The following is a 23,915-nucleotide window of genomic DNA, read 5'->3' on the forward strand; positions in this document are numbered from 1 at the left end:
TTGATAACATGACCTGTTGAGCGCGCAAATGGATATCGACCTGATCCTGGCCATCGGCCATCACCTTGCAGTGTTCCTGTTGGTGGCGATCCTCGCCGCCGAATTCGCCCTGCTGCGGCCGGGTCTGGCCGGCGCGCGCGTCGGGCAATTGGCGCGGATCGACGCGGCCTATGGCGGCATGGCGATGCTGGTCATCGTGGTGGGCGTGCTGCGGGTGATCTTCGGCGCCAGTGGCTGGGAGTATTACGTCGCCAATTATGCCTTCTGGGCCAAAATGGCCGCCTTTCTCGCGGTGGGCCTGCTGAGCATCCAGCCGACGCTGGCCATTCGTCGCTGGGACAGTGCCGGAAAGGGCGATGCCGGCTATGCCGTGCCGCATACGGAAATCGCGGCGAGCCGGCGGTTCATCCACCTACAGGCAGGGATGCTGGTGTTGATCCCGATCTTCGCGGCCGCCATGGCGCGCGGATATGGCGTGAGCTGAGCGAGAACCGGCGCGTTACTTGCCGGTCGGCAGCGGCGTCTTCGGCTCAAAGCGGCACCATTCGGCAATGACGCAGCGCCAGCATTCGGGCTTTCGCGCCTTGCAGACATAGCGGCCGTGCAGGATCAGCCAATGATGGGCATGCAGCATATATTGCGTCGGCACCGCCTTGAGCAATTGCTGCTCCACAGCCAGCGGCGTCTTGCCGGGGGCGAGACCGGTGCGGTTGCCGACGCGGAACAGGTGGGTATCCACTGCAATAGTAGGCTGCCTGAACCAGATATTGAGCACCACATTGGCCGTCTTGCGGCCGACGCCGGGCAGGGCTTCGAGCGCGTCGCGGTCGTCGGGCACTTCGCCGCCATGCTTGTCGAGCAGGATCTGGCTCAGCGCGAAGACATTCTTGGCCTTGCCGCGATAGAGCCCGATCGTCTTGACCAGTTCGGTGATGCGCTCAACGCCCAGGGCCACCATGGCCGCTGGCGAGGGAGCGAGTTCGAACAGGCGCTTGGTGGCCTTGTTGACCCCGGCATCGGTGGCCTGGGCCGAGAGCACCACGGCGACCAGGAGGGTAAAGGCATTGAGATAATCGAGCTCGCCCTTGGGCTCGGGCTCGATTTCGTGAAAGCGGGCGAAGATCGCCTCGATATCAGCCTTGGGAAGGGCCTTCACTTTTTTCGCCGCCGCCATTCTCTCGCCTCTGATTCTGCGCCTATAGTCAGTGGTGAAGAGTCAGCCATGCCAATGCAAGCCACAACCACCACACCCCTGTTCGCCGCCGCGCTGAAGCCGGACCAATCGCCGCGCCTGTTCGGCGGCTGGCTGGCCTTCGTGCTGGCCGCCATCGCAGTCATGCCGCTGGCCGTGCTGGTGCCCGGCGTGCTGCAGCCCACCGCCATTGCCTTCGCCATCGGCGGGGCGGGCCTCGTGGCGCTGTCGCTGCGGCAATCACGGCGACGCAAGCTGACGCAGCAGGTCACGCTCTGGCCCGACCAGCTCGAAATCGCCAGTACGGACCGCCATGGCGTGCGCACCTTGCGCCGGTTCGATCCGGCCAGCGTCAGGCTGGTGCTGGAGCGCGACGAGAACGAGAAAACCGTCGCCATGCGGCTGCGCGCCGGCACCGATGAGATGGAGCTTGGCGCCTTCCTCAAGCCCGAGGATCGCTCGAGCTTCGCCAAGGCCTTCGGCACGGCTTTGCGCCGGGCACGACAGGCTGCCTGAAGCCGTCAAAACCGGGTCGCATCCACGGCCTGCCTCTCCTACATAGACACCCAGACAAATGACGGGTGTTCCGATGAACCAGATCACGCATATGACCCCTGCGACGGACTATGACACCATCCGCGCCGCCATCCGCTACCTGAGCGAGAACGGACCCGATGGCACCGATCTTGCCCGCTTTGCGCGGGGCCTGGGCATGACGGAGCGGCAGCTGACCGAGCTGTTCCGCCGCTGGTGCGGCCTTTCGCCCAAGAGCTTCGCCCAGGCCGTGGCTTTGGACCATGCCAAGAGCCTGTTGCGCAGCAAGGAGAGCGTGCTCGACACCACTTATGAAGTGGGCCTGAGCTCAACCTCGCGGCTGCATGACCTGTTCGTGACCTATGAAGCCATGCCGCCCGGCATTTTCCGGGCCGGTGGCGAAGGCATCGACATGGTCTGGGGCGCCGCGCCATCGCCCTTCGGCATGGCGGTGGTGACAGCCACCGATTACGGCATGTCGGGCCTGGGCTTTGCCGATGCGGACATGACGATCGAGCAGGCCTTCGAGGACCTGGCCAATCGCTGGCCCAATGCGCGCTTCGTCCGGGACGATGCCCGCGTGGCCCCCATGATCGCGCAGGCCTTCGATCCGGCGCGCTGGTCGCCCGACCATCCGGTGCGCGTGGTGCTGATCGGCACCGATTTCGAGGTCAAGGTGTGGGAGACGCTGCTGAAGATTCCCTGCGGCCAGGCCACGACCTATCAGAGTGTCGCCAACCAGATCGGCCGGCCCACGGCCGCGCGAGCGGTCGGCGCAGCGGTCGGCAAGAACCCGATCAGCTTCGTCGTGCCCTGTCATCGCGTGGTGGGCACGTCAGGGGCGCTGACCGGCTATCACTGGGGCGTGCCGCGCAAGCGGGCCATCCTGGGCTGGGAAGCCGGGGTGGTTTCGGCGGCGCATTAGCCATTCGGGCATAGCCCTCATGGCCTTCTCACCTAAAATCGCTCCACCGGAGCGATTTTGCCTTCGGCCGGTTCGAAGTTTCACGTGAATCGCGAGGTCTCATCTGCCCACCGCCAGTGCCACACCCACCAGCCGTCATCCTCGGGCTTGACCCGAGGACACTGCACTTGATGGACTTGCGGCAAGTATAGAGCCCTCGGGTCAAGCCCGAGGGTGACGATCGCGGTTGGGGAAGCGCCGGTGGCGAGAGTGGACCCTAAAGCGCCACCCGCTCCACCAGCTTGCCGTCCGGCCCGATCCTGTAGATCGTCGGCTCCCCCGTAGCGATCTCGCGCTTCAAAATCTCATCCGGCGACAGCCCCTCGATGGCCATGACCAGCGCACGCAGCGAATTGCCATGCGCCGCCACGAGCACGGTCTTGCCGGCTTGCAGCAGCGGCACGATTTCGGCCTGGTAATAGGGCAGGGTGCGGTCGGCGGTGTCCTTGAGGCTTTCGCCGCCGGGCGGGGGCACGTCGAAGCTGCGGCGCCAAACCAGCACCTGTTCCTCGCCCCACTTTTCGCGCGCATCATCCTTGTTGAGGCCAGAGAGGTCGCCATAGTCGCGTTCGTTGAGGGCGGTGTTCCTGACGATGGTGACATTGTCGATTGCCATTTCCTCCAGCATCAGGTCGAGCGTGTGCTGGGCCCGGCGCAGGGCCGAGGTATAGTAGCAATCAGGCACAATGCCCTTGGCCTTGAGCGCCTTGCCCGTGGCGCGCGCTTCCTCGATGCCCTTTTCCGTCAGGTCCGGATTGCGCCAGCCGGTGAAGAGGTTCTTGAGGTTCCACTCGCTCTGCCCGTGGCGCACGAGGATCAGGGTACCGGTCATTGGCTAGTCTCCGAGATTGAAGTTTGGCCGACGCTCATGGCGGCGGCAATGCGGGAAAAGTCGGCGGCGCTGACTGAGAACAGCGACTTGCGGAAATACATGCCCCAATGGGCGGGATCGCTGACGAAATCGAGCTGGGGCAGCAGCAGGTAGATATCGGCTTCCTGGGCGTCGAGATAATGCGCGCGGCGCATCCAGGCTTCGGTGGCGCCCATGACCGCGCTGGGCCCGGGCGCGCCTTCGGCAATGGTGCCGATGGCGGTGAAGCGGCGCACCGCATCCTTGCCGCCCAGGGTTTCGGTCGGCGAATAATAGGCGAAGGCGTCGCCCGGCTGCAGGCGTTTGACAGCGCTATGCTTGCCATGGGCGAACATGACGAAGCCCTGCTGGCGACCCACGCGCACATGCGCCGCCGCCGCCACACCGATCCAGCAGGTCGGCGTGGCCATGCCGGTCACAGCCCCAGCACGTCGGTCATGGAATAAAGCCCGGCGGGCTTGCCGGCGGCCCAGAGCGCGGCGCGGGCGGCGCCATTGGCGAAAATGGCGCGATCCTCGGCGCGGTGATTGAGCTCGATGCGCTCGGAGGGGCCGGCCAGGATCACCGAGTGATCACCCACGACCGTGCCGCCGCGCAGGGTGGCAAAGCCGATCGTGCCGGCTTCGCGCGGGCCGGTATGGCCGTCGCGGACGCGGATGGAATGGTCGCGCAAGGCGATATTGCGGCCCTCGGCAGCGGCTTCGCCCAGCATCAGAGCGGTGCCCGAGGGGGCATCGACCTTGCGGCCGTGATGCATTTCGAGAATCTCGATGTCGTATTCGGCCAGCGTCGCGGCGGCCTTGCGCACGAGGCTGGCCAGCACATTGAGCCCAAGCGAGAAATTGCCCGACTTGACCACGCGGGCGCCGGCCTGCGCCGCATGGGCGATGGCGGCGTCGTCGGCCTCGGAACAGCCTGTCGTGCCGATGACATGGATGAGGCCGCGTTCGGCGGCCTTGGCGGCGAGGGCTACGCTGGCCTGGGGGGCAGTGAAGTCGATGATGGCATCGGCGCCAGCAAGGGCGGCGTCGATATCGTCGGTAATGGCGATGCCCAGCGGGCCGATGCCGGCGAAGAGGCCCGCATCCTGGCCGATGGCTGGCGTGCCGGGCCGGTCGACGGCGGCATGGAGCTTGGCGACGGCGCCGTGCAGGGCGAGACCGTTGAGCGCGGCGACGGCACGGATATTGGCCGCGCCCATGCGCCCACCGGCGCCCGCCACCACGACCTTGAGTTCCGCCATTGCGCTCTCCCGAATTCGGCTTGCCCTATAGCAGCGCCTTGGCCAAACGCCAACAGCGCTGCCCCATTGCCGTCAACATGGTAAGGTTGAGGTTGCTGTAAAACCAAGGGGAGTGATTTGACCATCACCAATGCGCTGGCCGGCATCGCGGTAGACGATATTGCCGACGCGCTCGACTTCTATGAGCGCCTGTTCGGCCGGCAGGCCGATGCCAGGCCGATGAAGGATGTTGCCGAGTGGAAGCTGACCGGCGGCGGCTGGGTGCAGGTCTTCACCGATGGCGACCGTGCCGGCGCCTCGTCGCTGACGCTTGTTGTCGATGACCTCGGCGAGGAACTGGGCCGGCTGGAGCTGCAGGGGCTGAAGCCGGTTTCCAAGGCGATCGGGGATTTTTTCAAGACGGCGAAGTTCCGGGACGGGGATGGCAACCAGGTCATCCTGAGCCAACCGCAGCCGGGGACGTATTGAGAGGGGTCGATTGTCCGATCCCTCCCATCCACAATCGCTTCCCGCGGACTTGATCCGCGGGTCACTCTCCATACGGCACAAAGCGGATAGAGACCCCCGGATCAAGTCCGGGGGAGGCGGTTGTGGGCGAGGCGAATACTGCGCCCCGCTAAACCCGCCGCAACTGCACCGTTTCGATCAGATGGCTCTTGCCCTTCTTGAGGATCAAATCCGCCCGCCCCCGCGTCGGCAGCACATTTTCCACCAGGTTGGGCAGGTTGATGGTGCGCCAGACTGTGCGGCCGAATTCGCCGGCTTCTTCCTGGCTCATCTCGGCGAAGCGGCGGAAGAATGAGGTCGGGTCCTTGAAGGCGGTTTCGCGCAGGCGGAAGAAGCGCTCCATGAACCAGGTTTCGAGATCGTCATTGTCGGCGTCGATATAGACCGAGAAATCCATGAAATCGGAGGCGAACAGGATGGGGGCACCATCCTTGGGTAGCTCGCCGGGCTGGAGGATGTTGAGGCCTTCGACGATGAGGATATCCGGCCGGTCGATGGTCACTTCGCTCCCCGGCACCACGTCATAGACCAGGTGCGAATAGACCGGCGCCTGCACATTGGCCTTGCCCGATTTGATATCGCTGAGGAACTGCACGAAGCGGGGCCGGTCATAGCTTTCGGGGAAGCCCTTGCGCTCCATGATGCCGCGTTCGGCCAGCACCGCGTTGGAATGCAGGAACCCGTCGGTGGTGACGAGATCGACCTTGGGGCTCGAGGGCCAGCGCTGCAGCAGAGCCTGGAGGATACGCGCCGTGGTGGATTTGCCTACCGCGACCGAACCGGCCACGCCGATGATGAAGGGCACTTTCTGGTCGGGCGTATCGAGAAAGCGGGTCGACACATTATGCAGGCCCTGGATGGCCTCGACATAATAGGACAGCAGCCGCGTCAGCGGCAGGTAGACCTCTTCGGCCTCTTCGAGCGAGATGGGATCGCTCAGCGTGCGCAGGCGCTCGATATCGGCGGCATCCAGCGTCATCGGCTGGCCGTCGCGCAAGGCGCTCCATTGCGCCTTGGTGAAATGATGGTAGGGCGCGAGGACCGGGGGACGGCGGGCCATCAAGCCTGGTCCTTCCGCGATGCCTTTTCGGCGAGGCCCGACTGGGCCGTGCGGCTATCGAGTTCGGCCATGACTTCGGAAAGCGGCAGATTGGCGGCGCGCAGCACGACGAGCAGGTGATAGAGGACGTCGGCCGATTCCTTGACCAGTTCGGCGCGATTGCCGGTCACGGCTGCGATCACCGCTTCGGTGGCTTCCTCGCCCAGCTTCTGGGCGCATTTCTCCATGCCGCGGGCGATGAGCTTTGCCGTGTAGCTCTCGTCGGGCGAGGCCAAGGCGCGGGTGGCAATGCGGGCTTCGAGGTCGTCGAGGGTCATGGCAGAGAAGTCTCCTCCTGCACGATGTCATCCCGGCCTTGAGCCGGGATCCATCTTGAGATCTCAGGATGGGCCCCGGGTCGAGCCCGGGGTGACATCGCATTTGGGGCAGCTTTTAAAGCAAAAGCACCGGCGCCGTCACGTTCGACTTAAGCCGCTGCCGGCGCATCCATGCGAACCGCCACGCCGTGGTCGCGGAGATAGGCCTTGGCCTGGGGAATGGTGAAGGTGCCGAAGTGGAAGATGGAGGCGGCCAGCACGGCGCTGGCATGGCCCTCTTTCACGCCATCGACCAGGTCCTGCAAGGTGCCGACGCCGCCCGAGGCAATGACCGGCACTTCCACCGCATCCGCTATGGCGCGGGTGAGCTTGAGGTCGAAGCCGGACTTAGTGCCGTCCCGGTCCATCGAGGTGACCAGCAATTCGCCAGCGCCGCGCTCGACCATGGCAACGGCAAATTCCACCGCGTCGAGCCCGGACGGCTTGCGGCCGCCATGGGTGAAGATTTCCCATTCGCTGCGATTGTCGCCCCCGACTCGCTGGTCGAGCCGCTGCTTGGCATCGACCGAGACGACGATGCATTGATTGCCGAACTTGTCGGCGGCGCGGGAGATGAAATCGGGATCGTTCACCGCCGCCGAATTGATCGCCACCTTGTCGGCCCCGGCCAGCAGGAGCTTGCGGATATCCTCGATGGTCCGCACGCCGCCACCCACCGTCACCGGCATGAAGCAGTGTTCTGCCGTGCGCGCCACGACGTCGAAAATCGTGTCACGACCTTCATGGCTGGCGGTGATGTCGAGGAAAGTCAGCTCGTCCGCGCCCGCCGCATCATAGGCGATGGCGGCTTCCACCGGATCGCCGGCATCGCGCAGGTCGACGAATTGCACGCCCTTGACCACACGGCCGCCCATGACGTCGAGGCAGGGGATGAGGCGGGTCTTAAGGGTCATGCTGTGGCTTTCAGAAGCGCGAGTGCTTCACGTGAATCAATCCGCCCGTCATAGAGCGCGCGGCCGGATATGGCGCCTTCGAGCACGGCGGCATCCGGCCGTGTAAGGCGCTCGATATCGGCCATGGAGGCCAAGCCGCCAGAGGCGATGACCGGAATGGACGTGGCGCGGGCCAGTTCCAGCGTCGAGTCCCAGTTGATGCCAGCCAGCACGCCATCGCGGTCGATATCGGTATAGATGATGGCGGCCACGCCGGCGCCCTCGAAGCGCCTGGCTAGTTCGATCACCGACAGCTCGGAGGTCTCGGCCCAGCCTTCAACCGCCACCATGCCCTTCCGCGCATCGATGCCGACAGCGACCTGGCCGGGCCACTGTTTTGCGGCCTCTTTCACCAGGGCGGGATCGCGCACCGCCACCGTGCCGAGGATGACGCGGCTCAGGCCCTTGGCCAGCCAGGACTCGATATGAGCCAAAGTGCGGATACCACCGCCAAGCTGGACCGGGAAATTCACCGCCTTGAGGATGGCTTCCACCGCCGCGCCATTGACGCTCTCGCCGGCAAAGGCGCCGTTGAGATCGACGACGTGGAGATATTGGAAGCCCTGCTCCTCGAAGCTCCTCGCCTGCGCAGCCGGGTCGTCGTTGAACACGGTGGCCTGGTCCATGTCACCCAGCTTGAGGCGCACGCATTGGCCGTCCTTGAGGTCGATGGCGGGAAACAGGATCACGGCGTCCACCTCAGGAAATTCTCGATCAGTTGCAGTCCCAGCGCCTGGCTTTTTTCCGGGTGGAACTGGGTGCCGAACATGTTGTCGCGGCCGACACAGGCGGTGACCTGCCCACCATAATCGGTGGTCGCCAACAGCGTATCGGCGCTCTCTGTCACCAGGTGATAGGAGTGCACGAAATAGGCATGCAGCCCATCCGGACCATCGGGAATGCCCGACAGCAGCGGATGCGGGCGGGTAATGGAAATGGTGTTCCAGCCCATATGCGGAATCTTCAGCGCCGGATCGGACGGGGCGATCTTTTCGACCGCACCGGGAATCCAGCCCAGACCCGGCGTCACCACCTTCTCGCGGCCCTCGGATGCCATAAGTTGCATGCCGACGCAGACGCCCAGGAACGGCACGCCGCCCCTGACAACGCGCTCTTCCAACGCCTCGACCATGCCGGAGACGGCATCGAGCCCGGCCTTGCAATCGGCGAAGGCGCCCACGCCGGGCAGCATGATGCGATCGGCGGCGCGAACGCGGTCGGGATTGGCAGTCACTTCAATGGTGATGCCGCCCAGCCCGTTGGCCATGCGCTCGAATGCCTTGGCGGCGGAGTGGAGATTGCCCGCGCCGTAATCCACGATGGTGACGAGGCTCATTGCAAAGCCTCCAGTTGCGCCATGTCGGCGCTAACAGCGACACGCTCACCGCGATGGGTCCAGCCGCGCCAGGTGAGGGCATGGCGGCGCAGGCCGGGCGCGGCAAAGCCAAGCCAGATGGCGGCAAGCGCATAGAGCAGGAAAGTGGTGTCGCCGCCGATGAAGCGGGACAGCACGACCAGCGCGACAACTTTCAGCACCCAGGCCACCAGCTCGAGCCAGAGGCCATGCGCCACGAGGAAGAGGGGCGGCAGGATAGCGGCGAACCAGGAGAACTTCTCCGGCACGGCCGCGGGCAAAGCCGGCTTGCCTTGCTTGGGATCGAAAATGGCGTAGAGGGTCACCGGACGCTCCAAAAACGCGATGTCATCCCCACGAACGCGGGGATCCATCTCGAGATTTCAGGGTGGACCCCGGCTCGAGGCCGGGGTGACACCGTGGTTGTGGCTGGATTAGTGCAAAAGGCCGGAAAACGAAAGGCCTACAGCGTACCCTTGGTGCTCGGCACGCGATCGCCGGCGCGGGGATCGATCTCCACCGCCTCGCGCAGGGCGCGGGCCACGGCCTTGAACATGGACTCGGCCAGATGGTGGTTATTGTCGGTATAGAAATTCTCGATATGCAGCGTAATCCCGGCATTCATGGCGAAAGCCTGGAAGAATTCGCGGAACAGCTCGGTATCCATCTCGCCGACCTTGTCGCGGCTGAACTCGGCCCGGAACACAAGGAACGGGCGGCCGGAAACATCCAGCGCGGCGCGGGTCAGCGTGCCGTCCATGGGCAGGTCGGCGCTGGCATAGCGGCGAATGCCCTTCTTGTCGCCCAGCGCCTTGAGCACGGCCTGGCCCAAAGCGATACCCACATCCTCCGCCGTGTGGTGGAAATCGATGTGCAGGTCGCCCTTGCAGGTCACGTCCATGTCGATCAGCGAGTGGCGGCTGAGCTGGTCGAGCATGTGATCGAGGAAGCCGATGCCGGTCGCCATGTTGTGTGCGCCAGTGCCATCGAGGTTCACCGAGACGGAAATCTCGGTCTCGGTGGTCTTGCGGGTGATACTGGCTTTGCGCATGGCACTCTCCGGGGTCGGCGGCTCAGTAGCAGATAGGCACGGTTGCGTGAAGATTGGGTTTCCGCGCCATCGCCGCTTCACATTTCGGTGCAGGCTGATTGCCTCAACGACAAGGATCGATCCATGAGTCCAATATTTGCTGTCGCGGCCCTTTTGCTGCTCACCCCCGCCGCCTTTGCCCAGGCGAGTCGCGATGCCTGCGACATGATAGACAAGAACGGGTTGGAAGCGCTGCTCGGCCCGGCGCCTGACATCGTGGAGCAGCATGGCGCGGGCACGGGCGTATCGTTCTGCCACTGGAGCAGTGGGGAGGGCGCGGGCGTGAGGCTGCATTCGATCACGGCCATGAGCCAGAATATCGTGGGCGGTACACCGCTCGACTATTTCCGGCAGAGCCAGGACTACCAGATCGAGAGCCTGACCCCGGCCAATGCGCATGAGATCGTCGGACCCTGGCAGGCCGGCTATATGGTTGACGTGACGACGGAGCCCAACCCCGACCAGGTCTACAGCATCACCTTCATCAACAAGGACGATACGGTGACGGTGGAAACCTACGGTCTGCCCAGTGAAAATACGATGAGCTTGGCCGAGGCGGTGGCGGCGGGGATGTAGGCGCATTGCAATCCCGTCGCCACCGCCTAAATATCACTCAACAGTTCTGGAGTACCTCCCCAAATGAGTGACAACAACTTCCCCGGGTGGCACGGGACGACGATCGTTTCCGTGCGCAAGGGCAACAAGGTCGTGGTGGCTGGCGATGGCCAGGTGTCCATGGGTCAGACGGTGATGAAGCATACGGCCAAGAAAGTCCGGCGGCTGGCCGGCGGCAAGGTGATCGGCGGCTTTGCCGGTTCCACCGCCGATGCCTTCACCCTGTTCGAACGACTCGAAGCCAAGCTCGAGCAATATCCCGACCAGCTGATGCGGGCCGCGGTGGAACTGGCCAAGGACTGGCGCACCGACCGCTATCTGCGCAAGCTCGAAGCCATGATGATCGTGGCCGACAAGAGCGATACGCTGGTGCTGACCGGCACCGGCGATGTGCTGACGCCCGATCACGGCGTGATCGCCATCGGCTCGGGCGGCAATTATGCGCATTCCGCCGCGCTGGCCCTCCACCAGGCCACCGAGCTCGATGCCGAGGATATCGCCCGTCGGGCCATGAAGATCGCCGAGGAAATCTGCGTCTATACCAATGGCAATGTGACAACAGAAACCATCGAGCTCGGCGCGTGACTTTCTCGATCCGCCGGCTGATCCGGGATGATGTCCACGCTTACAGGGCCATCAGGCTCGAAGCTCTGACCGATCATCCCGAGTCCTATGGCACCTCGCCGCAGAGTTTCGCCACCCGCCCGCTTGCGGCCCTGCAGACCATGATGGATCGCATGGCGGTTTTCGGCGTGGTGACGGAAAGTGGCGAGCTGGCGGGTATCGTGGCCTATGCCCGCGATGACGGCGAACGCGAGACCCATCGCGGCTGGCTGCTGCAGGTCTATGTGAAGCCGGATATGCGCGGCACGGGTGCGGCGGTGGCCTTGCTGGAAGCGGCGGTGGACCATGCCCGGGCCGAAGTGATCCAGCTCCACCTGATGGTGGGCGCGCATAATGCGCCGGCCATCCGGCTCTATGAAAAGGCGGGGTTCAAGACCTATGGCACCGATCCCCGCTGCCTTTACGTGAACGGTCGATACATCGACGAACACATGATGGTGCGCTTCCTCGACAAGGCACCTGGAGACCAAAAATGAGTGAAACCAATTTTTCCCCGCGCGAGATCGTTTCCGAGCTCGACCGCAATATTGTCGGCCAGGACGACGCCAAGCGCGCCGTGGCCGTGGCCCTGCGCAATCGCTGGCGCCGGCAGCAGCTCAGCCCCGAGCTGCGCCGCGAGATCACGCCCAAGAATATCCTGATGATCGGGCCGACCGGCGTCGGCAAGACCGAGATCAGCCGGCGGCTGGCCCGCCTCGCCCAGGCCCCCTTCATCAAGGTTGAGGCCACCAAATTCACCGAGGTCGGCTATGTCGGCCGCGACGTGGAGCAGATCATCCGCGACCTGGTGGAAGCCGGCATTGCCGTGTTGCGCGACAAGCGCCGGGCCGATGTGCAGGCGCAGGCCCATGCCAATGCCGAAAACCGCGTGCTCGACGCGCTGGTGGGCAATTCGGCCGCCCCCTCGACGCGTGATTCCTTCCGCAAGAAGCTGCGCAATAACGAGCTTGACGACAGCGAGATCGAAATCGAGATGACGCCGTCCACCGGCACCGGCGGTTTCGAAATCCCCGGCATGCCCAATGGCGGCATCGGCATGATCAACCTTTCCGACATGTTCAAGCAGGCCATGGGCGGGCGCGGCGTCAAGCGCAAGATCAAGGTCAAGGACGCCTATGAGCCGCTGATCGCCGAAGAGGCCGACAAGCTGCTCGACCAGGAACAGCTCAAGACGGAAGCCATCGAGCTGGTGGAAAATCACGGCATCGTCTTCATCGACGAAATCGACAAGGTGGCGCATCGCGAAGGCGGGGCGCAGGGCGGGCCGTCGCGCGAAGGCGTGCAGCGGGACCTGTTGCCGCTCATCGAAGGCACGACGGTTTCGACCAAGTATGGCCCCGTCAGCACCGACCATATCCTGTTCATCGCCTCGGGCGCCTTCCATGTTTCGAAGCCCAGCGACCTGCTGCCCGAATTGCAGGGCCGGTTGCCGATCCGCGTCGAACTCAAGGCTCTCACCCGCGAGGACTTCATCCGCATCCTCAACGACACCGATGCGAGCCTGATCAAGCAATATGTGGCGCTGATGAGCACCGAAGGCGTGACGCTGGACTTTACCCAGAACGCCATCGAGGCGATTGCCGATGCGGCGGTGCAGGTCAATAATTCGGTCGAGAATATCGGCGCGCGGCGCCTGCAGACGGTGATGGAGCGGCTGGTGGAAGACATCAGCTTCGAAGCCCCCGACAAGCAGGGCCAAACCATCACCATCGACGCGGCTTTCGTGGCGGAGAAGGTGGGCGTGCTGGCCGGCGATACGGATCTGAGCAAGTTCGTGCTGTAGGGGCTACAACCACTCCACCCACGGCATCACCCCGGCGCCGGCCGGGGTCCATCCTGAGGTCACGCCACGTCCACAGCAGGTTGCGGCATCTCAGGATGGATCCCGGATCAAGTCCGGGATGACACCGCGGTCGGGGTGGCGATAACCAGCTATCGCTTCCTCCCGCTCCGCCGCACCACCTCATCCCTCAGAAACCGCAAATCATCGGCATCGAGCTTGCCGATATCGGCAGCCAGCCGGTTGGTCAGTTCCGTCGCTTCCGGCGCCAGGCCCCCGGTGTCGATGGTCACCTTGGGGTCGCTCATCTCCGCCAGGCGCTGCAGTTCCTCGGCCTCGTCCCAGATCACGTTGAAAAAGGCGATCATGCGGTGCAGCAGGAAGCCGGTGGGGCGGCCGCGCTTGCCGTGTTCCAAGGCCGAGAGATAGGCGCTCGATACATTGAGCGCCGCCGCCATTTCCTTCAATGAAATGCCGCGCGCCTCGCGCAGTTCACGGATTTTTGCCCCCAATGGCGTCATTGTTGCGTTCTCATGCGCGCCGCAGGCGTACATACCACGCTCCCTCCCCACCATGGCCGCGCGCCGCCACGCTCCAGCCCGAGACCATGGGAGACAGGCTCGGCTCGTTGAGCCAGATGGGCAGCATGGTGCGCAGCACCCCGCGTTCGGTCATGGCGGCGATATAGTCATTGTCGGTCCGGACGCCCTTGCCGGTGATCACCAGCACGGTGCGGTCGCCCCGCATGAAACGGGCATGGATGAAGTGATGCAGCGCCGCCCTTGCCTCGTTCTGGCTCATGCCATGCAGGTCGATGCGGCCATCGATCTCGATACGGCCGCGGCCGACCTTCCTGCGGATGGCCGGATCGACCGCCTTGTCGGGCAAGGCTGCCGAGGGCAGGGGCGCCTGATAGGGCGGCAGGAAGGCTTTTCGCGCAGGCTGCCGGCGAGGCGGCGCCTTGCTCACAGCCACCGGCGCCGGTTCCTCGGGGGGCAGGGGCAGCGGAGTGCCGGCGAATTTCAGCAGGCCCTTGCGCCGCAGCGGATCGACCGTCGATGCCACGGCAGTCCACAGATGGAAGTCGTGCGGCAGGCGCCTGGGATCACGCTTGGACATGGCAATGCGCCGCTACCTGCCGCCTGGGATCAGTCGAGCTGGCTCGTGGTGATGACCTTCCAGTTGGGGTCGCGCGACTTGGGATTGCGCGCGAAGGTCCATTCGTCGGCCACGGTCTCGACCTGGTCGGCATTGCCATCGACCAGGTTGCCATCCTTATCGCGGGTGGCCGAGACCACTTCGGCATGGAAGCGCACGGTGATCAGCACGTTCTTGCGATCGTATTCGGCTTCGGAAATCTCGACCTTGGGCAGGCCGACAAAGGTGAAGTCCACGCTCTGACCGGCGGCTTCGCGCTCGGCGATGGCGCGCTGGAAGCCGTCGAACACATCCTTGTCGAGCAGGTTCTTCAGCGTCTGCCGGTCGCCGGCCGCATAGGCGGTGACGACCATCTCATAGGCCTGCTTGGCGCCATCGAGGAAGCTCTTGGGGGTGAAGCTGGGGTCGGCGGCGACCACGGAACGGAAGCCGGCGGCCAGCTGCTCGTCGCCATGGGCGAACTGCTCGATCTCGGCTTCGGTCTTGCGGGCGCGGCGTTCGTCGTCGAGATCGGGGGCGCCGGTACCGCGCGGGCGCAGGGGCACCACGGTTTCCTCGGGCGCCTCTGCCGTGGCTGGTTTGCGGCGTTCCATCGGGGGCCGCTCATTGCCGGTGCGGGTGCCCAGCACCGAGCGCAGGCGGAACAGCACGAAGACTGCCACAGCAATCACGATGAGGGTCGGCAGATCGAAGAATTCATCCATTGCGCAATGTACCTTACCTGAGCGCGCCGGAGAAAATCGACGCTTGGGCGCTCGTTGAGCGCATCATTTCGCCTATATATAGGCAAAGCCTCACCCCAAAACCAGTTCACGATGGGGCGAGACAGCGTTTTGCCGTACTGGCACAAAGAAGGAAACCCCGACCTTGGCACGATTTTTCGCTCTCGGGCTCATTGCCCTGCCAATCATCGAGATCGCTGTTCTCATCAAGGTGGGCCAGACCATCGGCCTGTTGCCGACGCTGGCGCTGATCATTGGCGCCGCCATACTGGGCGGATTGTTGCTGCGCCAGCAGGGGCTCTCCGTCCTCACCCAGTTGCGTGACAACGTCAATACCGGCCGCATGCCGGGCCGCACCATTGCCGATGCGATGATGATCGGGCTGGCGGCGCTGTTCCTGGTGCTGCCGGGCTTTCTGAGCGACGTGGTGGCCCTGGCCCTGTTGCTGCCCCCGGTGCGCAACTGGATCTATGCCGCCCTGGCCAGCCGCGTGACGGTGGTGGATACGACCACCACCTATCGCCGCCGCGATCCGTCGGCCGGCCGCATCGAAGGCGCGATCGATCTCGACGAGGACGATTACCGCCCACGCTGACGGCGCTATTGAATGGGTGCCAGCCTTGTCGCTTCCCGACAAAGGTGGTAGCCACGCCGCAACAATATGCTCGTGAAGGACTGCAGCACATGGCTGACGAAACCCAGGGCGGCGCGGCCCCCAATCCCGCAAACCTGCCCTCGATGAACCTGGTGGGCCAGTATATCCGCGACCTCAGCTTCGAAAATCCGGGCGCGCCCAGCTCGATCATGGCCGGCGGCGGCAATCCGGCGTTCAACGTCTCCATTTCGGTGGGCGTCAAGAAGCAGGCCGACGACGTCTATGCGGTCGAACTGACGCTCAATGCCAAGGCCAACCGCGAAGAGACCGTGCTGTTCAATGTGGAGCTGGTCTATGGCGGCGTGTTCCGCCTGAAGAATGTGCCGGAAAACCAGCTCAGCCAGTTGCTGATGATCGAATGCCCGCGGCTGATCTTCCCGTTCGCGCGCCAGGTGCTGGCCTCGACCACCCAGCAGGGCGGCTTCCCGCCGCTGATGATGGAACCGGTCGATTTCGCCGCCATCTACCGGCAGAACCTGGCCAAGCTGGCCGCCCAGCAGGGGGCCGCACCGCTGACGGCCAATGCCGCCGAGACTGACAAGCCGAACTGAGAAATCCTACAGAAGCCTCATGGTGAGCTTGTCGAACCACGAGGCGTGGCACGATTCCGTCACGACCTCGTCCTTCGACAGGCTCAGGATGAGGTCTGCTGCATGATCAGGAAGCCCCGCCCAGTGCGGGGCCTTTTTCATTCCGCCGCCACGCCGTTCTCGACGCCATAGCGAGCCCAGATGGACTCGGCGCCCAAAGTGGCCACAAGCCTCTCATGAGCGGCGATTTCGCCTTCGGTGATGCGTGGCGGCAGAGCCACCGGCCGGGGCAGGGCAATGGCGCGAGTGGCGATGGCGTCGGCGCCCGAGACGCGGCTTTCGGCCACCAGGGCCAGGCTCACCTGCTTGCCGCCGATCAGTTCGAGATAGACTTCGGCCAGGATTTCGCTGTCGAGCAGCGCGCCATGCAGCGTGCGGCGGGAATTGTCGATGCCGTAATGCTTGCACAGGGCATCCAGGCTCACCCGCGCGCCGGGATGCTTTTCACGCGCCAGCATGACCGTATCGAGCACGTCATTATCCAGCGGGCGCTGGCCGGCGCGTTCCAGCTCGGCATTGAGAAAGCCCATATCGAAGGGCGCATTGTGGATGACCAGCCGCGCATCGCCGAGGAAATCGCGGAATTCCTGGGCCAGTGTGTGGAAGAGCGGTTTGTCGGCGAGGAATTCGTCGCTCAGCCCATGCACGCGAAAGGCCTCTTCCGGCATGGAGCGCTGCGGGTTGATATAGACGTGGTAATGCCGGCCGGAGGGAATGTGGTTGATCAGCTCGACACAGCCGATTTCGACCAGCCGATCGCCCGCTGCGGGCGACAGGCCGGTGGTTTCGGTATCGAGCACGATCTCGCGATTCACTGTTTTGGCCCTTTGGCTCGGAGTTCCGCCACAAGGTCGGCGACCTGGCCGACCGTCTGTTCGATGGGCAGGCCCGTGTCGAACAGATAGGTGGCATGAGCCTTCTTGTCGGCTTGGGGCATCTGCCGGGCAAGGATGGTTTCGAGCTTTCCACTAGTCATTCCCGGCCGGGCCAGCGCACGTTGCCGCTGGATGGCCTCATCGACCCAGGTGACGGCCACGGCATCGAACCCGTAATCATGGCCGCTTTCGAACAGCAGCGGCACTTCCACCACCGCCAGAGCATGGCCCTGCGCTTCGGCGTCGTCCATGAAACGGGCAATACGCGCGCAGACCAGCGGGTGGACCACCGCTTCCAGGCGCTTGAAGCCGGATGGATCCGCCGCAAGCCGTTGCGACAGCAGGCTTCTGTCGATCCTGCCATCAGTGGTAATTCCGGGGAAAAGTGCTTCCACCGGGGCCACCGCCTCGCCCTCATACAGCGCCGCCACCGCCTCATCGGCGGAAAAGACCGGCACGCCGAGATCGGCAAAGGCCTTCAACACGGTGGATTTGCCTGTTGCGATCGAGCCGGTCATGCCGATGCGCCACATGCTCAATGCCCCAATGTCGCTTCGATACGGGCGCGCAACGCCGGCGTCACCTCGGGCCGCACCCCGAACCAAGCCTCGAAGCCGGGCACGGCCTGATGCAGCAGCATGCCCAGGCCATCGACGGTCCTGAAACCATGCGCCGCCGCCTCGGCCAGCAGCGGGGTGACCAGCGGCACATAGACGATATCGGTCACCAGCGTGTGTTCCGGCAGCAGGGCAAAATCGAGCCAATCAAAGCGTGTGCCATGCATACCGATGGAGGTGGTGTTGATGACGATGCCGGTGCGCGGCGCCAGACTGGCGAAAGCGTCAAAAGCATGCGCCTCGAACGGGCCTTCGATCTCGCCGACCAGCGCCTGCGCATTGGCCAGGGTCCGGTTGAGGATATGCACCTTGCCGCCATTGCGCCGCTGCAAAGCCACCAGTACGGCCCGCGCCGCGCCGCCGGCGCCAATCACCATGGCGTCATCGGGCCCGTCGGACCAGCCGGGCGCGGCCGCATCGAGATTGCCGAGAAAGCCGAGATAGTCAGTATTGCTGCCCAGCACCTTGCCTGATCGAACGACAAGCGTATTCACCGCGCCGATCTTTCGCGCCAGCGGATCAACGGTGTCGCACAGGGCAAAGACCGCTTCCTTGTGCGGAATGGTGACATTGCCGCCGGCAAATTCGCCGCTGCGCAGCCGCTCGAAAAACGCCGGCAGGCCGTCCGGCGCCACGTCGATCGCCTCGTAGCTGCCATCGATGCCGTGTTCGGCGAGCCAGGTACCGTGAATCAGCGGCGAGCGGGAATGGTTGATCGGATGGCCGATGATGAAGGCTTTGGTGGTCAATTGAGGGTCTCGGGGGCAAAGGTGCGCAAGGCGGCCAGGAGGGGCAGCAGCGGCAGGCCCAGAATGGTGAAATAGTCGCCGGTTACGGTTTCGAACAGACGGATGGACGGGCCTTCGAGGCGATAGCCGCCGACCGAGGTGAGGGCGGCATCGCCTTCGCGATCCAGCACGTCGTCGCGTTCCCGGGCCGTGAAATCGCGCATGGTCAATTCGGCCGTCTCGACGCCGGACCACAGCAGCACATCGTCGCGCACCAGCGCCACGGCGGCATGCAGGCGATGGGTCTTGCCGCGCAGATAATCGAGCTGGGCCGCCGCTTCGGCGCGATTGGCCGGCTTGTGCAAAAGCGTGGGGCCCAGGCTCAGCGTCTGGTCGGCGCCGATAACAATGGCGCCGGGATTGGTCGCGGCGATGGCCGCGGCCTTCTTCTCGGCCAGCAGCAGGGCAACGTCCCTGCCATTGCCGCCGCCATCGATTGCCGCCTCTTCCAGCAGGCGTTCGTCGATATGGGCCGGCAGGCAGGAAAAGGCGAGGCCCGCCTGCTCCAGCAAGGCTTTGCGCGTGGCGCTCTGGCTGGCAAGGATCAGCATGGGGACGATGTTTTCCACACTGTCATCCCCAGCTCAAGCCCGACCTGTGACTATGACTCATGGTTTTGGCCGCGCCTCCGATTTGTTCGACCTGGTTACCAAAACATTAACATTTGGACTCCGCACCCGTCCCGCGACAGGCCTTGGATAGGTCTGGGGATAACCCGGCAGCGCACAATCCGGGCCACCAACCGGTTTTGCACAGCATGGTGCGAATCATTGACTCGGGAGTCACCGCGTTAAGGCTTGCTTAACCATTGCGGCGCAGGCACGGCCCGATTGGTCCACAGGCGGTGTTAACAATGCGTTAACCATAGGCCTGCGCCTTTGTGCCGCCATGCGGGCGATTGTGGACGGCGCTGAATTAGCTCAAAACACCGCCATGATAATACTGATACTAAGTCAGAAAGACTCTTTAGGGAAATGGAAGGGAAGGGTGACGTGACCCACAAGCCCCTGCTTGCCACCGTGCTCGGCCAACGCCAGGAACGGCCACCGATCTGGATCATGCGCCAGGCAGGCCGCTACCTGCCCGAATATCGCGCCGTCAGGACCGAGGCGAAGAACTTCCTCGAGCTCTGCTATACGCCCGATCTCGCTACCGAGGTCACGCTGCAGCCGTTGCGGCGTTTCGATCTCGATGCGGCCATTCTCTTCTCCGACATTCTCGTCGTGCCCGACGCCCTGGGCCAATCGGTGCGCTTCGAAGCGGGTGAGGGACCTGTCCTTGATCCCGTGAGCGCTGCCGGTATTGCCGGGCTGGGGAAGGAAAGGGATGCGCTGGACCATCTTGCGCCGGTCCTTGAGACAGTGCGGCGGCTGCGGGTGGCCCTGGCGCCGGAAAAGACCCTGATCGGCTTCTGTGGCTCTCCCTGGACCGTGGCGACCTATATGATCGGTGGCCGCGGTTCGCCAGACCAGACGGCGGCCCGGCTGTTTGCGCTGCAGCATCCGGAGGCTTTTGCCGATCTGCTGGATGTGCTGGTGCAAACCAGCGTGGATTATCTGGTGGCGCAGTTCGAGGCCGGCGCCGATGTGGTGCAGCTATTCGAGAGCTGGGCGCTCAATCTGGACGATGTGGCTTTCGCCGAGCGGGTGATCGAAACCAATCGACGGATCGTCGAGGGCGTGCGGGCCAGAGTGCCCAATGCGCCTGTTATCGGCTTTCCACGCGGTGCGGCGGGGAACCTGGCCCGTTATGCCGACCAGACCGGCGTCAATGCGCTGGGGCTCGACTATGCCACGCCGCTTGATTTTGCGGCGCAGCACCTGCCGTCATCGCTGCCGGTGCAGGGCAATCTGGATCCCCCTGCGTCTGGTGGCCGGCGGGCCGCAGCTCGATGCGCGGGTTGACCAGATCATTGCCGCCTTCGCCGATCGGCCGCATATTTTCAATCTGGGCCACGGTATCGTGCCGGAAACCCCGATCGAGCATGTCGAGCGGCTGGTGAACCGGGTCAAACACGGTTAGCGCAACCGGACTGTTGAGGAGTTCGAAAAGTGTATGAATGGGTCAAGGCGCTGCACGTCATTTCCGTCATCGCCTGGATGGCCGGCATGATGTATCTGCCGCGCCTCTTCGTCTATCACGCCGAATCGCCTGTCGGCTCCGAGAAGTCCGAGACTTTCAAGGTCATGGAGCGCAAGCTTTATCGGGGCATCATCACCCCGGCGATGATTGCCACCTGGATTTTCGGCCTGTGGCTGGCCTTCGGCTTTGGAATTGTCGACTTTTCCATGGGCTGGATGTGGCTCAAGGCGGCTATGGTCCTGGCCCTATCGGGTGTCCATGGCTGGTATGGCGGGTTGCTGCGCAAGTTCCAGAATGACCAGAACACGCGGCCGCACACCTTCTACCGGGCCATCAACGAAATCCCCTTCGTCATCGCCATCATCATCGTCATCGCGGTCATCGTGAAGCCGTTCTGATACGCCCACTCACCGCGCGTGACCCTCGGGCTTGACCCGAGGGTCCTGCACTTGAGGCAGGAAGTTTCACGTGAATCTGCGCTCAGCCCGCATTCTGCGACGGTTTCGTTCTTGAAACTGCCGTCGGATCGCGCTACATGCCTTGCCAACGCATCCCAAACATAGCCGACCTCCCCGGTCGCTGCGCGGTGCCTACCCCTCCCAGATATATCGCCGACATCGACGATTACCGTTTCCCAATAGGGTCTCCCGCTACATGCAGAATATGAAGCTCAGCGAGCTCAAGGCCAAATCCCCGGCCGAACTCCTGGTGTTCGCTGAAGAACACGAGGTCGAGAATGCCTCGACCATGCGCAAACAGGAATTGATGTTTGCCATCCTCAAGGAACTGGCCGCCCAGGAAGTGGACATTACCGGCGAAGGCGTCGTCGAAGTCCTCCCCGATGGTTTCGGCTTCCTGCGCTCCCCGGACGCCAACTACCTTCCAGGCCCCGACGACATCTATGTCAGCCCATCCCAGATTCGCCGCTTCGGTCTCCGCACCGGCGACACGGTCGAAGGCCAGATACGGTCTCCCAAGGATGGCGAGCGCTATTTCGCGCTGCTCAAGGTCAATTCCATCAATTTCGAAGATCCCGAGGCGGTCCGCCACAAGGTCAACTTCGACAACCTTACCCCGCTCTATCCCGAAGAACGGCTCCGCATGGAGCTGCCCGATCCGACCCTCAAGGATCGCTCGGCCCGCCTGCTCGATCTGGTGGCGCCGCTCGGCAAGGGCCAGCGCGCGCTGATTGTTGCACCGCCACGTACCGGTAAAACCGTACTGTTGCAGAATATTGCACAGTCGATCGCCACCAATCACCCGGAATGCTATCTGATCGTGCTGCTGATCGACGAGCGGCCGGAAGAAGTGACCGATATGCAGCGCTCGGTGCGCGGCGAAGTCATCTCCTCGACCTTCGACGAACCGGCCAGCCGCCACGTTCAGGTCGCAGAAATGGTGATCGAAAAGGCCAAGCGCCTGGTCGAACACAAGCGCGACGTGGTTATCCTGCTCGATTCCATCACCCGCCTCGGCCGGGCCTATAACACCGTGGTGCCGAGCTCGGGCAAGGTGCTCACCGGCGGTGTGGATGCCAATGCGCTGCAGCGCCCCAAGCGCTTCTTCGGCGCCGCCCGCAATATCGAGGATGGCGGCTCGCTGACCATCATTTCGACGGCGCTGATCGATACCGGCAGCCGCATGGACGAAGTGATCTTCGAAGAATTCAAGGGCACCGGTAACTCGGAAATCATTCTCGACCGCAAGGTTGCCGACAAGCGCATCTTCCCGGCGCTCGACATCACCAAGTCGGGTACCCGCAAGGAAGAGCTGCTGGTTGAGCCCGATATTCTCAAGAAGATGTATGTGCTGCGCCGCATCCTCAATCCGATGGGGACGATCGACGCGATGGAATTCCTCATGGACAAGGTCCGCCAGACCAAGACGAATTCCGACTTCTTCGATTCGATGAATACCTAAGCCGCTCCCATGCGGTCGGGCGATACCATCGTGGCGCTGTCCTCCGGGGCACCGCCGTCCGGAGTGGCGGTCATCCGCCTCTCCGGGCCCGATGTGAAGACTATTCTCCAGGACATATCGGGCACTCCCCCCGAACCGCGACGGCTGACGCTGCGACCCATTGGCCGTGACTCGCTGCTCGATCGCGGCCTCGTCGCCTGGTTTCCGGCGCCGCATAGCTTTACCGGCGAAGATTGCGCCGAATTGCAGGTGCATGGCTCCCCCGCCGGCGTCCGCGCTATTCTCAAGCTCATCACCTCGAACGGCGCGCGGCTTGCCGAAGCCGGCGAATTCACCCGCCGTGCCTTCGAGAATAGCAAGCTGGACCTGGTCGAAATCGAAGGTCTGGGCGACCTGCTCGAGGCCGAAACCGAGAACCAGCGTCGCCAGGCTCTGGCCCGCTTCGAGGGCGGGTTGTCGCAACGCGTCGATGCCTGGCGGGACCAGTTGCTCGATCTGCGGGCCGAAATCGAGGCAAGGCTCGACTTTTCCGACGAGGGCGATGTGGCCGAAGCGCTACCCGCGAGCTTCGGCGACAGCATCGCCGCCCTGCGGACCGATATAGCTACCGCTCTGGCTTCGCTGGAACATGGCCGCATCGTCCGCGAAGGCATTCGTGTTGCCCTGGCCGGCCCGCCGAACGCCGGAAAATCCAGCTTGCTCAATGCCTTGGCCAAGTCCGACATCGCCATCGTCACCGACGAAGCCGGCACGACGCGCGATGTTCGTGAAGTCCCGCTCGATATCGGCGGCCAGCTCTATATCCTGCTCGATCTGGCCGGGTTGCGCGACACCGACAGCAAGGCCGAAGCCGAAGGCGTGCGCCGCGCCCGTCAGGCCATCGAACAGGCCGATATCGTGCTCTGGCTGCACGCCCCCGATATTACCGGCACGCCCCCCGCCAATGGTGACAGGATCATCAAGGTTGGCACCAAACACGATCTGGGCACGATGCCCGGCATGGATGTCGACGTCTCCGTGCAATCGGGCGCTGGCCTGGACGTGCTGCTGCAGCGGATAGAGGCCATTGGCCAGACGCTGTCCAGCGGTGAACCGGCCTTGCTGAGCCGCGAGCGCGACCGCCTGGCTCTGGAAAGCGCCACCGCGGCTTTGGAGGCGGCGGCGCGGCAACTGGCGGTGCCCGAACTGGCAGCCGAGAGCCTCCGCATTGCCTCGCAAGCGCTGGAACGACTGGTGGGCCGGCTCGATGCCGAGCGTGTGCTGGACCGGTTGTTTGCCAGCTTCTGTATCGGCAAATGATTCACGTGAAACACGCGCGGCGATCTCGAATGGCTGCTGCGATCGCCGTTGGAATTGATTCACGTG

The 23,915-nt window shown here is 63.9% G+C and carries 31 protein-coding genes and 1 pseudogene; 14 read left to right on the top strand and 18 right to left on the bottom strand.

Annotated elements, in window-relative coordinates:
- Positions 1 to 28: 28 nt before the first annotated feature.
- Positions 29 to 484, top strand: a complete 456-nt coding sequence (locus tag NVV79_RS06950; RefSeq protein WP_303987508.1) for a DUF2214 family protein — start codon at positions 29 to 31, stop codon at positions 482 to 484.
- A gap of 15 nt (positions 485 to 499) precedes the next feature.
- Here NVV79_RS06950 and nth read toward each other — a convergent pair whose 3' ends face one another.
- The gene (gene nth, locus NVV79_RS06955) at positions 500 to 1,156 is read right to left on the bottom strand and encodes an endonuclease III (RefSeq protein ID WP_369684705.1); all 657 of its coding nucleotides are present in this window, start codon (positions 1,154 to 1,156) and stop codon (positions 500 to 502) included.
- 66 nt (positions 1,157 to 1,222) lie between these two features.
- On the opposite strand from nth, the gene NVV79_RS06960 reads away from it, so the two are divergent.
- Positions 1,223 to 1,708, top strand: a complete 486-nt coding sequence (locus NVV79_RS06960; RefSeq protein WP_303987512.1) for a DUF2244 domain-containing protein — start codon at positions 1,223 to 1,225, stop codon at positions 1,706 to 1,708.
- Positions 1,709 to 1,781: 73 nt separating this feature from the next.
- The gene (locus tag NVV79_RS06965) at positions 1,782 to 2,651 is read left to right on the top strand and encodes a bifunctional helix-turn-helix domain-containing protein/methylated-DNA--[protein]-cysteine S-methyltransferase (RefSeq protein ID WP_303987514.1); all 870 of its coding nucleotides are present in this window, start codon (positions 1,782 to 1,784) and stop codon (positions 2,649 to 2,651) included.
- Between the two features lie 256 nt (positions 2,652 to 2,907).
- Here the strand turns inward: NVV79_RS06965 and NVV79_RS06970 are convergent, their stop codons facing one another.
- From NVV79_RS06970 to dapB, 3 genes are read right to left on the bottom strand one after another with little or no spacing between them, the layout of a single operon-like run.
- On the bottom strand, positions 2,908 to 3,522 hold the full coding sequence (locus tag NVV79_RS06970; RefSeq protein ID WP_303987516.1) for a 2,3-bisphosphoglycerate-dependent phosphoglycerate mutase: 615 nt from the start codon (positions 3,520 to 3,522) through the stop codon (positions 2,908 to 2,910).
- Positions 3,519 to 3,971, bottom strand: a complete 453-nt coding sequence (locus NVV79_RS06975) for an EVE domain-containing protein (protein WP_303987518.1) — start codon at positions 3,969 to 3,971, stop codon at positions 3,519 to 3,521. Before NVV79_RS06975 ends, NVV79_RS06970 begins: the two co-directional genes overlap by 4 nt.
- Before the next feature lie 5 nt (positions 3,972 to 3,976).
- The gene (dapB, locus tag NVV79_RS06980; RefSeq protein ID WP_303987520.1) at positions 3,977 to 4,804 is read right to left on the bottom strand and encodes a 4-hydroxy-tetrahydrodipicolinate reductase; all 828 of its coding nucleotides are present in this window, start codon (positions 4,802 to 4,804) and stop codon (positions 3,977 to 3,979) included.
- Positions 4,805 to 4,921: 117 nt separating this feature from the next.
- Here dapB and NVV79_RS06985 point away from each other — a divergent pair, with 117 nt between their 5' ends.
- A complete protein-coding gene (locus NVV79_RS06985) occupies positions 4,922 to 5,272 on the top strand; it encodes a VOC family protein (protein WP_303987521.1) in 351 nt (116 codons plus the stop codon).
- A gap of 148 nt (positions 5,273 to 5,420) precedes the next feature.
- Here the strand turns inward: NVV79_RS06985 and coaA are convergent, their stop codons facing one another.
- The 7 genes from coaA to hisB all read right to left on the bottom strand — a co-directional run bounded on the left by coaA (position 5,421) and on the right by hisB (position 10,085).
- On the bottom strand, positions 5,421 to 6,371 hold the full coding sequence (gene coaA / locus NVV79_RS06990; protein ID WP_303987524.1) for a type I pantothenate kinase: 951 nt from the start codon (positions 6,369 to 6,371) through the stop codon (positions 5,421 to 5,423).
- The gene (locus NVV79_RS06995) at positions 6,371 to 6,688 is read right to left on the bottom strand and encodes a phosphoribosyl-ATP diphosphatase (protein ID WP_303987526.1); all 318 of its coding nucleotides are present in this window, start codon (positions 6,686 to 6,688) and stop codon (positions 6,371 to 6,373) included. The genes coaA and NVV79_RS06995 overlap by 1 nt, the downstream gene beginning before the upstream one ends.
- A gap of 149 nt (positions 6,689 to 6,837) precedes the next feature.
- Positions 6,838 to 7,641: an imidazole glycerol phosphate synthase subunit HisF gene (hisF, locus tag NVV79_RS07000; RefSeq protein WP_303987528.1), complete on the bottom strand. Its 804-nt coding sequence runs from the start codon at positions 7,639 to 7,641 to the stop codon at positions 6,838 to 6,840.
- The gene (hisA, locus tag NVV79_RS07005) at positions 7,638 to 8,369 is read right to left on the bottom strand and encodes a 1-(5-phosphoribosyl)-5-[(5-phosphoribosylamino)methylideneamino]imidazole-4-carboxamide isomerase (RefSeq protein ID WP_303987530.1); all 732 of its coding nucleotides are present in this window, start codon (positions 8,367 to 8,369) and stop codon (positions 7,638 to 7,640) included. The genes hisF and hisA overlap by 4 nt, the downstream gene beginning before the upstream one ends.
- Complete coding sequence (hisH, locus tag NVV79_RS07010; RefSeq protein ID WP_303987532.1) at positions 8,366 to 9,016, bottom strand: imidazole glycerol phosphate synthase subunit HisH; 651 nt, start codon at positions 9,014 to 9,016, stop codon at positions 8,366 to 8,368. Before hisH ends, hisA begins: the two co-directional genes overlap by 4 nt.
- A complete protein-coding gene (locus tag NVV79_RS07015) occupies positions 9,013 to 9,360 on the bottom strand; it encodes a DUF2628 domain-containing protein (protein WP_303987534.1) in 348 nt (115 codons plus the stop codon). The genes hisH and NVV79_RS07015 overlap by 4 nt, the downstream gene beginning before the upstream one ends.
- Before the next feature lie 137 nt (positions 9,361 to 9,497).
- Positions 9,498 to 10,085, bottom strand: coding sequence for an imidazoleglycerol-phosphate dehydratase HisB (gene hisB / locus NVV79_RS07020; RefSeq protein ID WP_303987536.1), 588 nt, complete (start codon positions 10,083 to 10,085; stop codon positions 9,498 to 9,500).
- A gap of 123 nt (positions 10,086 to 10,208) precedes the next feature.
- On the opposite strand from hisB, the gene NVV79_RS07025 reads away from it, so the two are divergent.
- The 4 genes from NVV79_RS07025 (at position 10,209) to hslU (ending at position 13,146) form a co-directional block, all read left to right on the top strand.
- Entirely contained in the window at positions 10,209 to 10,700 is a 492-nt protein-coding gene (locus NVV79_RS07025) for a hypothetical protein (RefSeq protein ID WP_303987538.1), read from the top strand.
- Positions 10,701 to 10,763: 63 nt separating this feature from the next.
- Positions 10,764 to 11,324 (top strand): ATP-dependent protease subunit HslV, encoded by a 561-nt coding sequence (hslV, locus tag NVV79_RS07030; protein WP_303987540.1) that lies wholly within the window; start codon positions 10,764 to 10,766, stop codon positions 11,322 to 11,324.
- Positions 11,321 to 11,839 carry a GNAT family N-acetyltransferase gene (locus NVV79_RS07035; protein WP_303987542.1) on the top strand — a complete coding sequence of 173 codons (519 nt, stop codon included), beginning with the start codon at positions 11,321 to 11,323 and terminating at the stop codon, positions 11,837 to 11,839. Before hslV ends, NVV79_RS07035 begins: the two co-directional genes overlap by 4 nt.
- The gene (gene hslU, locus NVV79_RS07040; RefSeq protein WP_303987544.1) at positions 11,836 to 13,146 is read left to right on the top strand and encodes an ATP-dependent protease ATPase subunit HslU; all 1,311 of its coding nucleotides are present in this window, start codon (positions 11,836 to 11,838) and stop codon (positions 13,144 to 13,146) included. The genes NVV79_RS07035 and hslU overlap by 4 nt, the downstream gene beginning before the upstream one ends.
- A gap of 149 nt (positions 13,147 to 13,295) precedes the next feature.
- On the opposite strand, the gene NVV79_RS07045 is transcribed toward hslU, so the two are convergent.
- Genes NVV79_RS07045 through NVV79_RS07055 form a run of 3 tightly spaced genes read right to left on the bottom strand, consistent with a single transcriptional unit; the run spans position 13,296 to position 15,005 of the window.
- On the bottom strand, positions 13,296 to 13,664 hold the full coding sequence (locus NVV79_RS07045; protein ID WP_303987546.1) for a helix-turn-helix domain-containing protein: 369 nt from the start codon (positions 13,662 to 13,664) through the stop codon (positions 13,296 to 13,298).
- Between the two features lie 10 nt (positions 13,665 to 13,674).
- Entirely contained in the window at positions 13,675 to 14,262 is a 588-nt protein-coding gene (locus NVV79_RS07050; protein ID WP_303987548.1) for a Smr/MutS family protein, read from the bottom strand.
- 29 nt (positions 14,263 to 14,291) lie between these two features.
- Positions 14,292 to 15,005, bottom strand: a complete 714-nt coding sequence (locus NVV79_RS07055; protein ID WP_303987550.1) for a Tim44/TimA family putative adaptor protein — start codon at positions 15,003 to 15,005, stop codon at positions 14,292 to 14,294.
- Between the two features lie 163 nt (positions 15,006 to 15,168).
- On the opposite strand from NVV79_RS07055, the gene NVV79_RS07060 reads away from it, so the two are divergent.
- Entirely contained in the window at positions 15,169 to 15,618 is a 450-nt protein-coding gene (locus NVV79_RS07060) for an FxsA family protein (protein WP_303987552.1), read from the top strand.
- A gap of 89 nt (positions 15,619 to 15,707) precedes the next feature.
- Positions 15,708 to 16,229 carry a protein-export chaperone SecB gene (gene secB, locus NVV79_RS07065; protein WP_303987554.1) on the top strand — a complete coding sequence of 174 codons (522 nt, stop codon included), beginning with the start codon at positions 15,708 to 15,710 and terminating at the stop codon, positions 16,227 to 16,229.
- Between the two features lie 137 nt (positions 16,230 to 16,366).
- Here the strand turns inward: secB and dnaQ are convergent, their stop codons facing one another.
- From dnaQ to NVV79_RS07085, 4 genes are read right to left on the bottom strand one after another with little or no spacing between them, the layout of a single operon-like run.
- Positions 16,367 to 17,083, bottom strand: coding sequence for a DNA polymerase III subunit epsilon (gene dnaQ / locus NVV79_RS07070; protein WP_303987556.1), 717 nt, complete (start codon positions 17,081 to 17,083; stop codon positions 16,367 to 16,369).
- The gene (gene coaE, locus NVV79_RS07075; protein ID WP_303987559.1) at positions 17,080 to 17,676 is read right to left on the bottom strand and encodes a dephospho-CoA kinase; all 597 of its coding nucleotides are present in this window, start codon (positions 17,674 to 17,676) and stop codon (positions 17,080 to 17,082) included. The genes dnaQ and coaE overlap by 4 nt, the downstream gene beginning before the upstream one ends.
- 2 nt (positions 17,677 to 17,678) lie before the next feature.
- Positions 17,679 to 18,509 (bottom strand): shikimate dehydrogenase, encoded by an 831-nt coding sequence (locus tag NVV79_RS07080; RefSeq protein WP_303987560.1) that lies wholly within the window; start codon positions 18,507 to 18,509, stop codon positions 17,679 to 17,681.
- A complete protein-coding gene (locus NVV79_RS07085) occupies positions 18,506 to 19,108 on the bottom strand; it encodes a Maf family protein (RefSeq protein ID WP_303988348.1) in 603 nt (200 codons plus the stop codon). The genes NVV79_RS07080 and NVV79_RS07085 overlap by 4 nt, the downstream gene beginning before the upstream one ends.
- Positions 19,109 to 19,606: 498 nt before the next feature.
- On the opposite strand from NVV79_RS07085, the pseudogene hemE reads away from it, so the two are divergent.
- The 4 genes and pseudogenes from hemE to mnmE all read left to right on the top strand — a co-directional run bounded on the left by hemE (position 19,607) and on the right by mnmE (position 23,849).
- Positions 19,607 to 20,570 (top strand): annotated as a pseudogene (gene hemE, locus NVV79_RS07090) (uroporphyrinogen decarboxylase).
- A gap of 29 nt (positions 20,571 to 20,599) precedes the next feature.
- Positions 20,600 to 21,028 (top strand): protoporphyrinogen oxidase HemJ, encoded by a 429-nt coding sequence (gene hemJ, locus NVV79_RS07095; protein ID WP_146290984.1) that lies wholly within the window; start codon positions 20,600 to 20,602, stop codon positions 21,026 to 21,028.
- A 256-nt stretch (positions 21,029 to 21,284) separates the two neighbouring features.
- Positions 21,285 to 22,550: a transcription termination factor Rho gene (gene rho, locus NVV79_RS07100; protein ID WP_303987562.1), complete on the top strand. Its 1,266-nt coding sequence runs from the start codon at positions 21,285 to 21,287 to the stop codon at positions 22,548 to 22,550.
- Positions 22,551 to 22,559: 9 nt separating this feature from the next.
- Complete coding sequence (mnmE, locus tag NVV79_RS07105; protein WP_303987564.1) at positions 22,560 to 23,849, top strand: tRNA uridine-5-carboxymethylaminomethyl(34) synthesis GTPase MnmE; 1,290 nt, start codon at positions 22,560 to 22,562, stop codon at positions 23,847 to 23,849.
- Positions 23,850 to 23,915 lie beyond the last annotated feature (66 nt).

The organism is Devosia ginsengisoli (assembly GCF_024707105.1).
GTDB classification, from domain to species: domain Bacteria; phylum Pseudomonadota; class Alphaproteobacteria; order Rhizobiales; family Devosiaceae; genus Devosia; species Devosia ginsengisoli_A.

What these genes read in the sequence shown, in the direction of transcription:
- NVV79_RS06950 (WP_303987508.1), top strand. Translation starts at nt 29, where the DNA reads ATGGATATCGACCTGATCCTGGCCATCGGCCATCACCTTGCAGTGTTC.
- NVV79_RS06960 (WP_303987512.1), top strand. Translation starts at nt 1,223, where the DNA reads ATGCCAATGCAAGCCACAACCACCACACCCCTGTTCGCCGCCGCGCTG.
- NVV79_RS06965 (WP_303987514.1), top strand. Translation starts at nt 1,782, where the DNA reads ATGAACCAGATCACGCATATGACCCCTGCGACGGACTATGACACCATC.
- NVV79_RS06970 (WP_303987516.1), bottom strand. Translation starts at nt 3,522, where the DNA reads ATGACCGGTACCCTGATCCTCGTGCGCCACGGGCAGAGCGAGTGGAAC.
- NVV79_RS06975 (WP_303987518.1), bottom strand. Translation starts at nt 3,971, where the DNA reads ATGGCCACGCCGACCTGCTGGATCGGTGTGGCGGCGGCGGCGCATGTG.
- dapB (WP_303987520.1), bottom strand. Translation starts at nt 4,804, where the DNA reads ATGGCGGAACTCAAGGTCGTGGTGGCGGGCGCCGGTGGGCGCATGGGC.
- coaA (WP_303987524.1), bottom strand. Translation starts at nt 6,371, where the DNA reads ATGGCCCGCCGTCCCCCGGTCCTCGCGCCCTACCATCATTTCACCAAG.
- NVV79_RS06995 (WP_303987526.1), bottom strand. Translation starts at nt 6,688, where the DNA reads ATGACCCTCGACGACCTCGAAGCCCGCATTGCCACCCGCGCCTTGGCC.
- hisF (WP_303987528.1), bottom strand. Translation starts at nt 7,641, where the DNA reads ATGACCCTTAAGACCCGCCTCATCCCCTGCCTCGACGTCATGGGCGGC.
- hisH (WP_303987532.1), bottom strand. Translation starts at nt 9,016, where the DNA reads ATGAGCCTCGTCACCATCGTGGATTACGGCGCGGGCAATCTCCACTCC.
- hisB (WP_303987536.1), bottom strand. Translation starts at nt 10,085, where the DNA reads ATGCGCAAAGCCAGTATCACCCGCAAGACCACCGAGACCGAGATTTCC.
- NVV79_RS07025 (WP_303987538.1), top strand. Translation starts at nt 10,209, where the DNA reads ATGAGTCCAATATTTGCTGTCGCGGCCCTTTTGCTGCTCACCCCCGCC.
- hslV (WP_303987540.1), top strand. Translation starts at nt 10,764, where the DNA reads ATGAGTGACAACAACTTCCCCGGGTGGCACGGGACGACGATCGTTTCC.
- hslU (WP_303987544.1), top strand. Translation starts at nt 11,836, where the DNA reads ATGAGTGAAACCAATTTTTCCCCGCGCGAGATCGTTTCCGAGCTCGAC.
- NVV79_RS07045 (WP_303987546.1), bottom strand. Translation starts at nt 13,664, where the DNA reads ATGACGCCATTGGGGGCAAAAATCCGTGAACTGCGCGAGGCGCGCGGC.
- NVV79_RS07050 (WP_303987548.1), bottom strand. Translation starts at nt 14,262, where the DNA reads ATGTCCAAGCGTGATCCCAGGCGCCTGCCGCACGACTTCCATCTGTGG.
- NVV79_RS07055 (WP_303987550.1), bottom strand. Translation starts at nt 15,005, where the DNA reads ATGGATGAATTCTTCGATCTGCCGACCCTCATCGTGATTGCTGTGGCA.
- secB (WP_303987554.1), top strand. Translation starts at nt 15,708, where the DNA reads ATGGCTGACGAAACCCAGGGCGGCGCGGCCCCCAATCCCGCAAACCTG.
- coaE (WP_303987559.1), bottom strand. Translation starts at nt 17,676, where the DNA reads ATGTGGCGCATCGGCATGACCGGCTCGATCGCAACAGGCAAATCCACC.
- rho (WP_303987562.1), top strand. Translation starts at nt 21,285, where the DNA reads ATGCAGAATATGAAGCTCAGCGAGCTCAAGGCCAAATCCCCGGCCGAA.
- mnmE (WP_303987564.1), top strand. Translation starts at nt 22,560, where the DNA reads ATGCGGTCGGGCGATACCATCGTGGCGCTGTCCTCCGGGGCACCGCCG.